The 15,475-nt window shown below is 48.3% G+C and carries 18 protein-coding genes; 7 read left to right on the top strand and 11 right to left on the bottom strand.

All coding sequences use genetic code 11. The annotated features are described in order from the left end of the window. The first annotated feature begins 148 nt into the window (after positions 1-148). Positions 149-391 (top strand): DUF2627 domain-containing protein, encoded by a 243-nt coding sequence (locus AD710_RS00185; RefSeq protein ID WP_049626990.1) that lies wholly within the window; start codon positions 149-151, stop codon positions 389-391. A gap of 27 nt (positions 392-418) precedes the next feature. On the opposite strand, the gene prpB is transcribed toward AD710_RS00185, so the two are convergent. The 10 genes from prpB to ytaF form a co-directional block, all read right to left on the bottom strand. Further along, positions 419-1,324 (bottom strand): methylisocitrate lyase, encoded by a 906-nt coding sequence (gene prpB / locus AD710_RS00190; RefSeq protein ID WP_049626991.1) that lies wholly within the window; start codon positions 1,322-1,324, stop codon positions 419-421. An 18-nt stretch (positions 1,325-1,342) separates the two neighbouring features. After that, a complete protein-coding gene (locus tag AD710_RS00195) occupies positions 1,343-2,770 on the bottom strand; it encodes a bifunctional 2-methylcitrate dehydratase/aconitate hydratase (RefSeq protein ID WP_156187145.1) in 1,428 nt (475 codons plus the stop codon). A 26-nt stretch (positions 2,771-2,796) separates the two neighbouring features. Next, positions 2,797-3,894 carry a citrate synthase gene (mmgD, locus tag AD710_RS00200; protein WP_049626993.1) on the bottom strand — a complete coding sequence of 366 codons (1,098 nt, stop codon included), beginning with the start codon at positions 3,892-3,894 and terminating at the stop codon, positions 2,797-2,799. A gap of 24 nt (positions 3,895-3,918) precedes the next feature. After that, positions 3,919-5,052, bottom strand: coding sequence for an acyl-CoA dehydrogenase (locus tag AD710_RS00205; protein WP_016939022.1), 1,134 nt, complete (start codon positions 5,050-5,052; stop codon positions 3,919-3,921). A gap of 29 nt (positions 5,053-5,081) precedes the next feature. Next, positions 5,082-5,933, bottom strand: a complete 852-nt coding sequence (locus AD710_RS00210) for a 3-hydroxybutyryl-CoA dehydrogenase (protein ID WP_049626994.1) — start codon at positions 5,931-5,933, stop codon at positions 5,082-5,084. A 20-nt stretch (positions 5,934-5,953) separates the two neighbouring features. After that, positions 5,954-7,135 carry an acetyl-CoA C-acetyltransferase gene (locus AD710_RS00215; RefSeq protein WP_049626995.1) on the bottom strand — a complete coding sequence of 394 codons (1,182 nt, stop codon included), beginning with the start codon at positions 7,133-7,135 and terminating at the stop codon, positions 5,954-5,956. Between the two features lie 137 nt (positions 7,136-7,272). Then, positions 7,273-8,010 (bottom strand): glycerophosphodiester phosphodiesterase, encoded by a 738-nt coding sequence (locus AD710_RS00220; RefSeq protein WP_049626996.1) that lies wholly within the window; start codon positions 8,008-8,010, stop codon positions 7,273-7,275. 87 nt (positions 8,011-8,097) lie between these two features. Beyond that, positions 8,098-8,724, bottom strand: coding sequence for an N-acetylmuramoyl-L-alanine amidase family protein (locus AD710_RS00225; protein ID WP_047475651.1), 627 nt, complete (start codon positions 8,722-8,724; stop codon positions 8,098-8,100). 19 nt (positions 8,725-8,743) lie between these two features. After that, a complete protein-coding gene (locus tag AD710_RS00230; RefSeq protein ID WP_049626997.1) occupies positions 8,744-9,061 on the bottom strand; it encodes a hypothetical protein in 318 nt (105 codons plus the stop codon). A gap of 307 nt (positions 9,062-9,368) precedes the next feature. Then, positions 9,369-10,001: a sporulation membrane protein YtaF gene (gene ytaF / locus AD710_RS00235; RefSeq protein ID WP_047475649.1), complete on the bottom strand. Its 633-nt coding sequence runs from the start codon at positions 9,999-10,001 to the stop codon at positions 9,369-9,371. Positions 10,002-10,148: 147 nt separating this feature from the next. Here ytaF and AD710_RS00240 point away from each other — a divergent pair, with 147 nt between their 5' ends. From AD710_RS00240 to alr, 6 genes are all read left to right on the top strand, one after another. Next, entirely contained in the window at positions 10,149-10,781 is a 633-nt protein-coding gene (locus AD710_RS00240; RefSeq protein ID WP_016939014.1) for a helix-turn-helix domain-containing protein, read from the top strand. A 291-nt stretch (positions 10,782-11,072) separates the two neighbouring features. Next, positions 11,073-11,210, top strand: a complete 138-nt coding sequence (locus AD710_RS19720; RefSeq protein WP_162829239.1) for a hypothetical protein — start codon at positions 11,073-11,075, stop codon at positions 11,208-11,210. A gap of 93 nt (positions 11,211-11,303) precedes the next feature. Continuing rightward, entirely contained in the window at positions 11,304-12,422 is a 1,119-nt protein-coding gene (locus AD710_RS00250) for an NADH-dependent flavin oxidoreductase (RefSeq protein WP_016939012.1), read from the top strand. Between the two features lie 124 nt (positions 12,423-12,546). After that, positions 12,547-12,759, top strand: coding sequence for a spore germination protein (locus tag AD710_RS00255; protein WP_032864884.1), 213 nt, complete (start codon positions 12,547-12,549; stop codon positions 12,757-12,759). Positions 12,760-12,883: 124 nt separating this feature from the next. Beyond that, a complete protein-coding gene (locus tag AD710_RS00260; RefSeq protein WP_016939010.1) occupies positions 12,884-13,096 on the top strand; it encodes a spore germination protein in 213 nt (70 codons plus the stop codon). Positions 13,097-13,281: 185 nt separating this feature from the next. Beyond that, positions 13,282-14,463: an alanine racemase gene (gene alr / locus AD710_RS00265; protein ID WP_016939009.1), complete on the top strand. Its 1,182-nt coding sequence runs from the start codon at positions 13,282-13,284 to the stop codon at positions 14,461-14,463. Between the two features lie 141 nt (positions 14,464-14,604). Here alr and spo0A read toward each other — a convergent pair whose 3' ends face one another. Then, complete coding sequence (gene spo0A, locus AD710_RS00270) at positions 14,605-15,405, bottom strand: sporulation transcription factor Spo0A (protein WP_003153177.1); 801 nt, start codon at positions 15,403-15,405, stop codon at positions 14,605-14,607. Positions 15,406-15,475: the final 70 nt, after the last annotated feature.

A 15,475-nucleotide genomic window follows, 5' to 3' on the forward strand; every position in this document is an offset into this window, starting at 1 on the left:
TACCCCTTTATATGAAAAAATTTGCACACCTGTATTTTCCGTTGCAATAATTTGCACAACCCCTATGTTACCATGTTTTCATCTCTTGACAAAATATTTTTTCGATTGGACAATAAAGGAAATCACATCGTAAAGGGGTTTTCTGAATATGAGCCGGCTTGTTGCGCTTTTGATTCTCGTCCTCCCCGGCGCTGTCGCGGCGCTCGGCATTAAGCTGATGAGAGATGCATTATTCGGGCATGTGTTTGCCCCGTTTCCGTCCTTTTTTCTTCAGGGAGCTGCCGGACTGGCGTTTTTTTTATTCGGCCTTTATATTGTGGCAGGGTTTATTCTGTACAGAGATCGGAAACGCAACCAAGTCAGCCCGCGGTTCAGGAAAAAAAAGCTGTAAAAAAAGCCCTTGCAAAAAAGGGCTTTTTCAGTCGTCCGGCAGTATCGTTTTAGCAATGGATTGATCCAGTTCTTCATAGTCATCGTAAGCGATCGTTTCATATAATTCTTTTCTCGTCTGCATATCGGAAAGCCCCGCTTTTTGCGAGCCTTCTTCTTTTATAAGGCGGAAAATACGCTCAAAGGCCTTGGCCGCCGTTCTGAGTGATGTGACCGGGTAAATGACCATGTGACAGCCCATATCGGAAAATTCTTCCGCACTGTAATACGGCGTTTTTCCGAACTCGGTCATATTTGCGAGAACCGGCACACTGGTTTGTTTGGAAAACGCTCTGAATTCGCTTTCTGATTGGAGCGCTTCCGGAAAAATAGCGTCAGCCCCCGCTTTTATATAAGCGGCCGCTCTTTTTACGGCGCCATCCAGCCCTTCCTGCTGTCTGGCGTCTGTCCTTGCAACAACGAGAAGAGTCGGCGCGGCCTGCTTGACCGCTTTGATTTTCTGCGCCATTTCTTCAATCGGCACGAGCTGCTTCCCATTCAGATGCCCGCATTTTTTCGGCAGGCGCTGATCCTCCATCTGCACGGCGGCTGCGCGCGCTTCATACATTTCTTTCGCCGTCCGGGCAGCGTTCAGGATACCTCCGAAACCCGTATCAATATCCACAAGGACCGGCAGATCAGACGAGCGGACCAAATCTTTAACCCGTTCAGCCATTTCCGCCGACGTGATGATGCCTAAATCGGGCAGCCCCCTGCTCGCCGTGTAAGCCGCACCTGATAAATAAAGAGCCGAAAACCCCGTTTTCTTGGCGATAAGAGCAGCCATCGCATCATGAGCGCCGGGGATCTGCAATACATCCGGCGCTGTCATCAGCGTACGGAACCGCTCTGCAAGCTCCTCTTGAGACGACTGCCTGCTGACGATCCACGTCATGTTTGTCACCCTCCTATTTTATATGAGAAATAAGTCCATAAATTCAATAACGCTGAGCTGCTGCATCCGTCCGCTATGTCTGCAGGCTTCTTCTATTTTACGCTGCTGCTTCAATGAAAAATGAGTGCTGATGTTTGCTGAAAACTTGGCAAGAATATTCGGTACGGCTTCGTTTCTGCGGAACCGGTGCCCGAGCGGGTATTCACATTCGATCCGTTCCGTAGCTGTGCCGTCTGTAAAATGCACCTGTACGGCATTTGAGATGGATCGCTTATGCGGGTCTAAGTAATCCTTTGAGTACGCTTTGTGTTCCGTCACCTCCATTTTACCCCGCAATGTATCAATTCGCGGGTCAGACGCCGTTTCCTCTTCATAATGATCTGCCTTTATATCTCCGAAAAGAAGCCCGATTGCCGTAATGTACTGCAGGCAATGATCCCGGTCTGCCGGATTGTGAAGCGGCCCTTTTTTATCGATAATCCGGATTGCTGATTCATGCGTCATAATCGTGATCCTGTCGATTTCCCCGATGCGGCCTTTCACCTGCGGATGGAGCCGGACCGCGCATTCCGCCGCTGTCTGGGCGTGGAATTCTGCCGGATAGGATACTTTAAACAATACATTCTCCATCACATAGGACCCAAGCGGGCGGGCAAGCTTTATTTCCTGCCGGTTAAATAATACGTCTTGAAATCCCCACACCGGTGCGGTCAGCGCCGTCGGGTACCCCATTTCACCTTTTTGCGCCACGAGGGCCAAATACACGCCTCTGCTTGTCGCGTCACCGGCCGCCCATGATTTGCGCGACCCGGTGTTCGGCGCATGCCGGTACGTTCTGAGGCTTGAATTATCAAGCCAGGCGTGAGATACGGCGTTATTGATTTCCGCTTTTGAGCCTCCCAGCATGTGGGCGCAAACAGCCGCAGTCGCCACTTTCACAAACAGCACATGGTCAAGCCCGACTCTGTTTAAACTGTTTTCTAAAGCGAGAATCCCTTGAATTTCGTGCGCTTTGATCATTGCGCGAAGCACATCGCGCACGGTAAGCGGTTCTTTCCCTTCAGACATTCTCACTCTGGAAATATAGTCCGCACAAGCTAATATGCCTCCGAGATTGTCAGACGGATGACCCCATTCAGCCGCAAGCCACGTATCATTATAATCGAGCCACCTGTTGATGCATCCGATATTAAAGGCGGCAGTGACGGGGTCTAATACAAAAGGCGTGCCCGGGACCCGGCTGCCGTTCGGCACAACGGTTCCCGGGACAATCGGGCCGAGCAGCTTTGTACATTCGGGATAGCTGAGCGCCAAAATTCCGCACCCTATCGTATCAAGAAGCACATGTCCTGCCGTAGTGAAAGCTTCTGAACTGTCAATCTCCTGATGGAGCACGTAATCAGAAATCTCTTCGATCACGGCGTCCATTCGGCGGGTTTCTGTCATGATTTTCATCTTCCTTTCTTATCTGTTTACAGGCGCGCTCCGGTATAGCGGACACGCGGGCGGAAAAGCCGGTTTCTGCTGTGCTGTTCAATGATGTGCGCACACAGGCCGACGGTTCGTGCGCTGAAAAATATAGGCGTGTACAGCGGTATCGGAATGCCGAGCATGTAATAGACCGGCGCTGCGTAGTAATCTAAATTCGGATAAAGGCCTTTTTTCTCCCGCATGACGGTTTCGCCGGCTTCACACATGTGATAGAGACGGAAATCCCCCGAGAGATCAGACAGCTTTTTCAATGCTTCTTTCATCATGAGCGCCCTCGGATCCATTTTTTTCATGTAGACACGATGGCCGAAGCCCATGATTTTTTCTTTGTTTGCGAGTTTCTGAGTTAACAATTGAATAAACCCGTCTGTATCCTTCGCTTCTTCAAGCATGTACATAACCGCTTCGTTCGCTCCGCCGTGAAGGTTTCCCTTAAGCGAGGCGACGGCTCCGGTGAGAGCGCCGTAAATATCCGATTGCGTCGAAGCGATGACACGGGCTGTAAATGTTGAGTTCGGCAATTCATGCTCACTGTATAAAAGAAGCGACCTGTCGAATATTTCTTCTTCCAAGGAGGACGGCGTTTTTCCGGTAATCATATATAAAAAGTTTGCGCTGTACGATAAGGTTCCGACAGGCGCTAAAGGTTCCTGACCGTTTATGACACGATAGCTGTTGACGGTCAGATTGGGCATTTTGCCTATCAGCCCGCGTACACGGTGCCGATTTACAGAAGAGGTGCGGTCATCAATATTCTTGTCAAAGCCGCCAAGTGCGGACAAGCCTGTCCTCAGACCGTCCATCGGATGAGTATGTTCAGGCAGCAGACGGCATATATGCAAGATTTCCTCGGGAAGGTCTCCGCCGCGCCGGATGTCATCTTCAAGCGCCGCCTTCTCTTTCGCATCAGGAAGTCTGTCTTCCAATAAGAGATGGACAATATCCATATAGCCGGCCGTTTTAGAAAGCTCGATCAGATCATGGCCTTTGATTAAAATCCTGCCCTGCTGTGTATCCAGAAAAGAAATCCCCGTTTCCACCGCAATGACGCCATCTAAACCGGGAGAATAAGATTCCATGGTTTCGCTCCTTTTCCGCGCTTTTTATTGAAGAAGATACTTAGAAATAATCAGCCTTTGAATCTCATTGGTGCCCTCATAGATTTGCGTGACCTTCGCATCCCGAAATAAACGCTCCGCGGGATACTCTTTCATATAGCCGTAGCCGCCGTGAATCTGCACAGCCTCCACTGCCGCTTTCATCGCCGCATCAGACGCGAATTGCTTTGCCATCGATGCTTCTTTTCCGCACGGAAGCCCGCGCTGATACAGATCAGCGGCATGATAGACCAATAATTTGGCAGCTTCCGCATTCGTCGCCATGTCAGAAAGTTTAAAAGAAACCGCCTGATTCGAGGCAATGGGCCTGCCGAACTGGCTGCGGGTTTTGGCGTATTCCGCCGAGCAGCCGAGCGCCGCTTCGATAATTCCGAGCGCCTGAGCCGCTATGCCGATCCGTCCGACATCTAAGTTTTTCATGGCGATTGAAAAACCCTCGCCCTCTTCGCCGAGCCGGTTTTCAATTGGAATTTCCGCTTGGTCAAATTGCAATTCGACGGTATTGGAACCTAACAATCCGAGCTTTTTTTCTTTCTTTCCGACAGAAAAGCCGGGTGTGTTTTTTTCAACGATAAAAGCGGAAATCCCCTTTCTCCCTTTTCCCGGGTCCGTTAAGGCAAATGTCAGATACAGATCTGCCGCTCCGCCGTTTGTAATAAAGATTTTTGAACCGTTCAGAATATATGAACCGCCTTTTCGCACAGCCGTTGTTTTCAGGCTTCCCGCATCAGATCCGGATTGAGGCTCAGTAAGCGCAAAAGCCCCGACGTATTCGCCCGCTGCCAGCTTTGGAATATACCTTTGTTTTTGGGCTTCTGTCCCGAAATGCAGAATCGGGTTTGTCCCTACCGATGTGTGGACGGATAAAATGACGCCGACAGCCGCGCTGACTTTTGATATTTCATGAATCGCTAAAATGTAAGATGTTGTATCAGCCCCCGCTCCGCCGTATGCTTCCGGGACGGGGATGCCCATTAAACCCGCTTCTCCCATTTTTTTAATCAGCCGGTCCGGAAATTCATCGGTTGTTTCCATGATTTCAACCATCGGTGCGATTTCCTTGCGTGCAAAATCGCGCACCATTTTTCTCATCATGATGTGCTCTTCTGTAAAATGCACGGCTGCAGGCCTCCCCCATGATTTTTATGTCATCTGTTGTACTCATAAAAACCGCGCCCGCTTTTTTTGCCGAGCCAGCCGGCGCTGACATATTTTCTGAGCAACGGGCATGGGCGGTATTTCGAATCTCCGAACCCCGCATAGAGAACCTCCATTATGGAAAGGCATGTATCCAATCCGATGAAGTCGGCTAATGTTAAAGGCCCCATCGGATGACGCATGCCGAGCTTCATCACTTCATCAATCGCTTCCTTTGAAGCCGCCCCTTCGTAAAGGCAATAAACGGCCTCGTTAATCATCGGCATTAATATACGGTTAGATATAAAGCCTGGAAAATCATTGACTTCGACAGGCGTTTTTTTCATCCGGACGGCAAGCTTCTTTACTGTTTCAGCCGTTTCTTCCGACGTAGCAAGCCCTCTGATGACCTCGACAAGCTCCATGACAGGAACCGGATTCATAAAATGCATGCCGATTACTTTGTCAGGCCTTTTTGTGACAGCGGCAAGTTCCGTAATGGGAAGAGAAGACGTATTGCTTGCCAATACGGTATGAGGGGGACACATTTTGTCAAGTGTGCCGAGTAATTCAGTCTTTGCTGTTTTGTTTTCGGCAATGGCTTCTATTACAAAATCAGCATCTCCCGCTTCTGTGAGCGCTGCCGGGGAGATGCGGCTGAAAACGGATTCTGTTTCATGCCGTGTCTTGCGTCCTTTCGCCTGATCTTTCTCCAGATTTGTCTTTATGCGGTAAAGGCCTTTTGTCACCGATTCCGGCTCCACATCGTATAACATGACGGAAAACCCAGCTTCTGCAGCCGTCTGCGCGATACCTGCTCCCATCTGACCGGCACCTGCGACCATGATTGTTTTCATCTTCATCTGACGCTCCCCTCGTTATATCAGTACACCTCCAGCAGGACGGCGTCTCCTTGGGCCGCTCCGCTGCATATTGCCGCTATGCCTAAACCTCCCCCGCGCCGCTTTAATTCGTATATCAAACTCATGATGATTCTGGCGCCGCTTGCGCCGATCGGATGGCCAAACGCGATCGCCCCTCCGTTTACATTCACTTTCTGCCGGCTGAATCCGGCAATCTTTTCGCTGACGAGCACGACGGACGCAAATGCTTCGTTTACTTCAAACAAATCAATATCGTCAACGGACAGTCCGGTTTTTTTCAAAAGCCGGCTGATCGCTTCTCCCGGTGCGCTGGCAAGCTCAGACGCTTCCAGTCCGACAGACGCAAAGCCAAGTATCGCAGCGAGCGGTCTGACATGCTGCTTCGCGGCCTTTTCCTCTGACATCAGCACAAATGCTCCGGCGCCGTCATTTACACCGGGAGCGTTTCCCGCTGTAACCGTTCCGCCGGCTGTAAAAATAGGCTTAAGCTTTGCGAGCTGCTCAAGGCTCGTATCAGGGCGCAGCCCCTCATCCTGCGTAACAGTATGCTGTTTTCCCTTTTTGCCGGTCCAGGTAACCGGAACGATTTCTTCTTGCAATTTGCCCGTCTCAGCCGCCTCGGCCGCGCGTTTCTGGCTTGAAAGAGCGTAATTATCCTGTTCATCTCGGGAAATGCCGTACTTTTCGGCCGCAGCGCTTCCGTGGACAGCCATATGCACCTGATCGAACGCACAGGTCAGCCCGTCATGGACCATTAAATCCTGAAAAACCCCGTCTCCCATTCTTATACCCCAGCGGCCGGCCGGAATGGCGTACGGGATGTTGCTCATGCTTTCCATTCCGCCTGCAATCAGCACGTCGGCATCATTTGCCCGGATGATTTGATCACAGAAGGTAACGGCTCTAAGCCCCGATGCACAAACCTTATTAATGGTTTCAGCCGGAACGGACCATGGAAGCCCGGCATACCTTGCAGCCTGCCGTGCCGGAATCTGCCCCGCACCCGCTTGGACAACCATTCCCATCACCGCTCCTTCTGCTTCGCTTTCACCGATGCCGGCGCGCTTGATTGCTTCTTTTATGGCAATGCCGCCAAGCTCGGCTGCTTTTACCTCTTTTAATGCACCGCCGAATTTTCCGAACGGTGTTCTTGCCGCACTGACGATAACCGTTTTCCCCACACTTTTGCCTCACTTTCAGTAAAATAAAAGATAACGCTTACATAAAACGCCCTGTTACACTATATGAACCTCCTGATCACGTTATGATCGCCCCTCCGGTTTCTGCCCATAAAAAAAAGACTGTCTGAACAGTCTTCTTAATGGCGGCATTCTTCTTTTATAGAAACAGCCAGCTTTGGATAATCGGTAAAAAATGCGTCTGCTCCCGCTTTTATCAGCTGCTTCATATCTTCCGGACGATTAACGGTGAACGGACGGAGCTTCACTTGGTGTTTTACAAGATATTTGATCGCTTCAGTGCTGACCGCCGGCGTACCAAGCTTAGGATGATAACCTGAAGCAGGGATTGAAGCGAGATACTGTTCAGGTCGGTACAGCACATCCATCGTCAGCACCGCCCGTTCAATCTCAGGCGCCAAGGCATGGCAAAGCGCAAGGCTCTCATGATTAAATGAAGAAAAAATAACGCGCTTTTCCAATCCGTAATACCTGACTTTTTTGATCACTTCTTTTTCCATACCCTCGTAGCGGAATACACTGTTTTTCAGCTCAATATTGATCAGAAAATCGGCGCGCTCCGCAAAACGCAGCACGTCTGACAAAAGCGGAATTCTGAATCCTTTAAAAGAATCTTTCCATTTTCCGGCGGCATCGGCGGTTCTGATTTTGTCATACGCCGTATCTTTCACAAATCCTTGTAAAGACGTCGTTCGGTCAAGGGCTTCATCGTGAATGACCACGATACGGCCGTCTTTTGTCATCTGTACGTCAAGTTCGATTCCGTCCGCCCCGTCCTCAATCGCTTTTGTGAACGCGGGCATCGTATTTTCGGGATAGTCGCCCGACGCCCCCCGGTGGGCAAAAATAGTCGTCATATGTGTCACCTCAGGTGTTTGTCATCGGTTTTCTCTATTATAATCGTTATGCACGTAAGGTGGTCGCTATTTTCACATATTTTACGATTATTGGCCGCTGTAATAGGTTTCGATTCCATTTACAATGGCGTCGGCGGCGTGTTCTTGCCCGTCAGCGTTTTTCAGCTTGTCCGCATCTTGAGGATTTGTGATAAAGCCTAATTCAGCCAGCACACTAGGCATTTTTGAATATGTAATGACATAAAAAGGGGCTTCTTTTACACCTCTGTCCCTCATCTCTAGAGACGAGACAAGCTGCTGTTGGATATCAGAAGCAAGCCTTTCGCTGTCTGCTCCTTCATATGTTGAATTAAAATACGTTTCTGTACCCGATGCCGTCGATACGGCTGAGTTCGTATGAAGGCTGACGAATAAATCGGATTGGCTGGCGCTTGCTTTCGCCACCCGCTCGTCCAAACTCAAAAAAGTATCGTCAGTCCTTGACGCAACAGGTGTTGCACCTTCTGCTTCCAATTTGGCGGCTACCTTGTTTGACACCGCTAAATTGATGTTTTTCTCCAGCAGTCCATTTCCCCCGGCCCCGCTGTCCTCTCCGCCATGTCCGGCATCAATATAGATGGTCTTCCCTTGCAAAGGCTCGGCTGCATAAGCGGACGGCGCAAGCAGAAGAAGGGCGGCACCGAATGCAGCAGCGCTTTTTGTCAGTAGGCCCACGTTTTTTCCTCCCCGTTTTTCACATATCTGTTTCTTTTTTCAGTTCTTCAAGCCGTAATTGTCCATTGCTCTCTTTTTTATAGGTGATTTGCACCGCCGTATGTTCAGGCAGAAACTGACATTCAAGCCGCTTAGCAAAAGGCACCTTCACCTCTTGCCTTTCTCCGTCAATTTCGACCGCGATCATATCTTTTCCGGCCGCTTTTATAAATGTTCCGTCCTGTGTAAATGACGGCGCCGCATCAGCCTCCGCGGTATACTCGCACCCTGATAACAGCCATGCGGTGAAGATCAGAAGTATGGCAGACTTCACACAGATCACCTCACGTTTTCTCATTCGGCTTTATCTTTGAACAGAATGGCCGATTTGTAAAGGGAGCCTCCATCCCTCCAGCGCTTTTCCATATTTGGAATAAAGGCTTTCTGACCCGCTGATTACCTGAACTTAGAAAGAAAGCGAGCTGATCCGTCTATGAAAAAGGTTCTGTCTTATGGCCGGATATGCAAAATTTAACGGAAACGGACGACTTTCTATTCATTTTGAAAAAATGACAGATCGGCAAAAAAAGAGAGCCCGTCATGCGCTCTCCCGAACAGAATGATTCATATTTATTTTGAGCTTTTCATAAAATGAACGGGACAACTTAAAAGAGCAGCGTATTGACGGCAATGATGAGAATAATCACTCCGCTCAGCACCGTGCTGAACTGTCCGACATGGAAAGAACCGATGCGCAGTGACGCAGCTTTTTTCCCAAGCAGGCAGCCGATCCATATGGTCAGAAAGCTTCCGATCGCCGCAGTGATGGAAATGGCAGCGGGAGAAAGCCCGATCAGGCCCGCGCTTAATCCGTTGGTCAGCGCATTTGCGGATACGGCCACCCCGAGAACCATGGATTCCAATATACCGATTTCTCCCGAACCGTCAGCATCCGCTGTCTCCGGATTTTGCAGCAGACCGGCGAAACGGCCTTTTTTTCCAGATGTGTCAGCAGGCGCTGTATTTTCTTTTTTTCTCGGCACGGCCAGCAGGATGATGCGAATGCCGATCACAGATAAAATAAAAGCCGCCAGCAAAACGGGAAAAAAGCCCGGTAAAACGGCTGAAATCCATTTGCCGAAATAAATTCCGATATAACTGAATAAAAAACAGATAAAAGCGATCATTATATTTGATGCGTGCGATATTTTGATCTTTCTGATGCCGTATGACATCCCCACTCCTAAATTATCAATGCTCGAGGACACTGCCAAACCTAAAATCAATAACCAAGCCATGTTATGTTCTCCCCATTCTTTGATGTCTTTTCAACATGTTGTGCTGTTCCAATCTACACTATCCTATTCATCAGCACAGAAAAGGTACCTTTTCTGCAAAAATTATTGACTGATTATCATCATTCCGGCGGAAACGAGGTGACACCCTTGGCAGAAAATGAACATAAGACATTGGGCCCCCTTTTAAAATCACTGCTTGATAAGCACTCTCTCTCCATGAGAAAACTCGGCGCATTAGCCAACATTGATACGGCCACCATCTCCCGGATTATAAACGGCAAGCAGAAGGCCAATTTAAAGCATCTTCAGGAATTTTCAAAGCACCTCCGCACCCCGCTGGAGGAATTGCTTGAAGCGTCAGGAATAGACATCGGCCATGAAAAAGAGACTGCGCCGCAAGATCCGATGCACGCGATTCAGGATATGCTGAACATGGCGGAGATGTTTGATCAGCCTTTTTCCCGTGAACAAATTGAACGCGAGCTGACCAGGTATGAACAATATGCCAAAACCCAGCAGGGCCATCGCCTGATTTGTGATGAGTTTCAAAAGAAAATGAATAATGAAGAAAGTGTCGGCCCTTTTATTGATCACTTGAAAAACATGCATCATCAATATATGGATGAATCAACACCGGCTGAAGACCGCCCGATTCTCGGGAGTGCGCTCCTGTATTATATTTTAGCGACAGACGTGATTCCGGATTACATGTTTCCGATCGGCTATCTGGATGACGCCATCGCCGTTCAAATCGCTTTGCATCGGCTGAAAAAAAAGTAAAGGCGCCTAAAAAGCGCCCTTTTTTGTTGAAAAATATGAAACACCGCATTACGGTTTTGTCAAAACAGAGACAGCTGTCATATGATACATTAACCTAACAAAAAGGAGGGTGTCTTCTATGGACAGCAACACAGTTGTGGCAGTCTGCGCTCTGTTAAGTGTTGTGATTCAGATCGGAACGATATTCGCCGCAGGAAAGTGGAAAAAAGAATAAAAACAAATTTGACGGTTTTTTCACACAAGCGTATGCTTATAAATAACCTTGTAAAAGATAAGAAAGAAGATATGCATATGAAAAAAATCATTCTCCTATTCGCCGCCGCTGTCATATTCAGCTCGATCGGCCATCAAATTTCAGGCGGGTATAAAGACCCTGAAAAGGAACGGAGAAAACCGTTCCAGTCGTTTAAATGGTTCGGCCGGTCATAACCTCAGGAAGAAGAACAAGCAAAATAATTGCACACAATTAAAACATAAGCTAGAATACGGACGAGTTAAACTTTTAAGGAAGAAGGCGAAATAATGAAGCAAACATATAAACCGCTGTTTGAACCTTTTACGTTCGAAAGCGGCGTTACCATACCAAACCGTATTTCCGTTGCACCGATGACACACTATTCATCAAACGATGACGGAACGATTTCCGAACGTGAATTGAGCTACATTACTCCCCGTTCAAAAGAAATGGGCATGGTTATTACGGCATGTGCAAACGTAACACCTGACGGCAAAGCGTTTCCCGGCCAGCCCGGCATCTATGATGATTCTCACATTCCCGGCTTGAAAAAACTCGCTCAAGCGATCCAGTCTCAAGGAGCGAAAGCCGTTGTGCAGATTCACCATGGCGGATTGGAATGCCCTCCTGAACTCGTGCCGAATAACGACGTCGTCAGCCCAAGCGGTTCAGAAGAAGACGGCAGACAAACTTCCCGGGCTCTCACTGAACAAGAGATTGAGCACATTGTAAAAGCATTCGGCGAAGCGACACGCAGAGCGATTGAAGCCGGCTTTGACGGTGTTGAAATTCACGGGGCAAACGGATACTTGATTCAACAATTTTATTCTCCGAAAACAAATCAGCGCACAGACCGCTGGGGCGGAAGCGATGAAAAGCGCCTTGCGTTCCCGCTTGCAGTCGTTGACGCTGTCAAACAGGCGATTGATGCACACGCTGAACATCCATTTGTTCTCGGCTACCGTCTGTCACCGGAAGAGCCGGAAACGCCGGGGCTTACAATGAAAGAAACATTCATGCTAGCTGATGCACTTGCGGAAGAAAACTTGGATTATCTGCATATTTCACTGATGGATGTCAATTCCAAAGCCCGCCGCGGCGCAGATACTTCACGGACACGGATGGATTTATTAAACGAACGCGTCGGCCACAAAGTGCCGCTGATGGCGGTCGGTTCCATCTATACCGCGGACGAAGCGCTCGCCGTATTAGAAAGCGGGATTCCGCTGGTGGCTCTGGGACGTGTCATTTTAATTAACCCTGAATGGGCGGTGCTGGTCAAAGAAGGCCGCGAACAGGAAATCGAAAAAGCCATTAAAGCATCTGAAATTGAGAAATACCGACTTCCTGAACCGTTATGGGAAATGATCCAGAATACAGGCGGCTGGGTGCCGTTTGAAAAGTAATCAAAAAACTGCCGGACGTCCGGCAGTTTTTTTGTTTCATAACTTTTTACCGCTTTGTTTACTCCTATTTCTGATTCGCAGCGTACATATAGTAAATAGATTAATAGAAAGGAGACCGTATATGATGGCTGGTTTTCCTATTACGATTAACAGTCTTTCCGGAAACGGAGTTGTCAATGTCGGCGGGGCGTTTTCGATAAGCCCTTTAACCGTATCAAAAACCGTCTACGGCTCAGGAGGAGGAAATATAGGTATTGTTCTGCAATTAAACCAATTCAGCACGTCTCAATCTCTAAACTCGCAATTCTCTGATCAAAATGTAACGAAAACACTATGATATCTGTATTTCCCTCCCTTTCCGGCTCACAGCAGCCGGTTTTTTTTGCCGTTTTGTTTAATCTTATTTCATATTACAGCGTACATATAGATAGTAGACTGTGAGAGAAAGGAGAAAAAATAGAATGAGCGGTTGCCCGATTACGATAAACAACGTATCAGGAAACGGCGTTGTCAATGTTGGCGGCGCCATATCCATCAGTCCGCTGACTGCATCAAAAACCGTTTTCGGTTCCGGAGGGGGAAATATCGGCATTGTCATTCAAAACAATGCTGTAAGCCAGTCCAAAATGTTTGAACACCAATTTTCAGATCAGAATATTGTGAAGTCAATTTAAGGGCTGCCATGCAGCCCTTACTGCATAAATAAAGCAGGCGCACTGATTTCCCGAAAACCCGATTTTAAACATCAGCGGTCACCTTCTCATGTTTTGAATGATTTCAGTTCAGTGTGAATAAAATGCAGATTGAAAGCATGAAAACACGTCAGTACTGAATCTCATTAAGGAAAGAAGGAATCGCGATGAAAAAACTTTGCCGGGAAGTTTGGATTGAAGTTGACCTTGATGCGATAAAAAAGAATGTACGGGCGATCCGCCGCCATATTCCGAAGAAGTCAAAGATTATGGCCGTCGTAAAAGCAAATGCTTATGGCCACGGCTCTGTGGAAGTAGCGCGGCAGGCACTGGAAAGCGGCGCGAGCGAGCTCGCGGTTGCCAGCGTCGAAGAGGGAATTGTGTTACGGAGAGCGGGAATTAAGGCACCTATCCTTGTGCTCGGCTTTACAGCTCTCAGCTGTGTAAAAAAATCTGCCTTGTGGAATATAACATTATCAGCGTTTCAAGTCAGCTGGGTCAAAAAAGCAAATCAGATATTGGAAAAAGAAGCTGATTCGAAACGGCTGTCCATTCATATCAATGTGGATACCGGAATGGGCCGGCTCGGTGTACGCACAGAAGAAGACCTTTTAGCAGTTGTAAAAGCGCTCAAGTCGAGTACATACCTGTCATGGGACGGGATCTTTACCCATTTTTCAACAGCGGATGAACCTGATACTGAATTGACAATGCTGCAGCATGAAAAGTTTATCAGCTTTCTCCGCTTTTTAAAAAATCAAGACATCCCGCTGCCTACTGTCCATATGTGCAACACAGCCGCCGCTATCGCTTTTCCCGAATTCAGCGCCGATATGATCCGTTTAGGCATCGGTTTATATGGACTATACCCGTCCGCTTATATAAAGGAGCTGAACCTCGTAGATCTCACGCCCGCACTCAGCTTAAAGGCGCGTATCGCTTATGTGAAAGCCATGGTGACAGAGCCCCGGACCGTCAGTTATGGCGCCACATATATCGCCGAACCGGGTGAAATCATCGCGACAATTCCGATCGGCTATGCTGACGGCTACTCGCGCGCCCTTTCCAACCGCGGGTTTATTCTTCACCGCGGCAGAAGAGTGCCGGTGGCAGGGAGAGTGACGATGGATATGATTATGGTCAGTTTGGGTGATAGTGAGGGCAAACAAGGAGAAGAAGTCGTCATTTACGGCAAACAAAAAGGAGCCGAGATTTCCGTTGATGAAATTGCCGAAATGCTCGGTACGATTAACTACGAAGTCGTATCTGCGTTAAGCCGCCGTGTCCCCCGCTTTTATATCAGAGACGGCGAAATCATCAAAGTATCAGCTCCCGTGTTATATGTGTAGATGCCGTAAATCCCGCTTTTATGCAGCATTAAGATTCCTCGGGCCGGAGAGATCATCGTCAGAAAAACTCAAAACGCCTTCTCTTCCGCATTCATGCACGGAAAAGAAGGCGTAAAACGTCATCTTGCCATAAAGCTTGCGTTACGAAGCTTTATGCTCCAATCTCAGCTTGTCAGCAACCATCGCAATGAATTCTGAGTTGGTTGGTTTTGCTTTTGTCATGCTTACGGTATACCCGAACAGCGAAGAAATGGAATCAATATTTCCCCTGCTCCAAGCGACTTCAATCGCGTGGCGGATGGCCCGTTCTACACGGCTTGCGGTCGTGTTGAATTTTTTGGCGATGTCGGGATAAAGGACTTTTGTGATGCTGCCGAGGAGTTCAATATCGTTGTACACCATGGAAATGGCTTCCCGCAAATAAAGATAGCCTTTAATATGGGCAGGCACACCGATCTCATGGATAATGCTTGTAATGCTGGCATCGAGATTTTTCCGTTTCGGCTCCGGCTGGCTGCGGATAATGCTGCTTTGTGCAGACGGCGCACGGTGTGTGACGCTGCTGACATTTCCGCTTACCTGGCGGATATGGCCGACAAGGTTTTCCATATCAAACGGCTTCAGGATGAAATAGGACGCTCCTAAATCGACGGCTTTTTTCGTAACGTCTTCCTGACCGAATGCCGTCAGCATGATAACGTTCGGCTGTTTCTCAAGCTCTGATTCACGGAGCCGCTCCAAAACCGCCAGTCCGTCCAGATGCGGCATAATAATATCTAAAACGAGCACATCGGGATTTTTATCTTTAAACAAAGAAAGACATTCCTGTCCGTTATAAGCAACGCCGATTACTTCCATATCATCCTGTCCCTCTATATATTCACTCAACAGGCTTACAAGCTCTCGATTATCATCAGCAACACAAACTTTAATTTTCTCCACGTTTCTTCCTCCCCCAATGTATTAACAGGACACAACCTATTTGACTGCTACATGTTACATTCGACAAAAC

The sequence above is a fragment of the Bacillus sp. JFL15 genome (assembly GCF_001184225.1).
Taxonomy (GTDB): domain Bacteria; phylum Bacillota; class Bacilli; order Bacillales; family Bacillaceae; genus Bacillus; species Bacillus siamensis.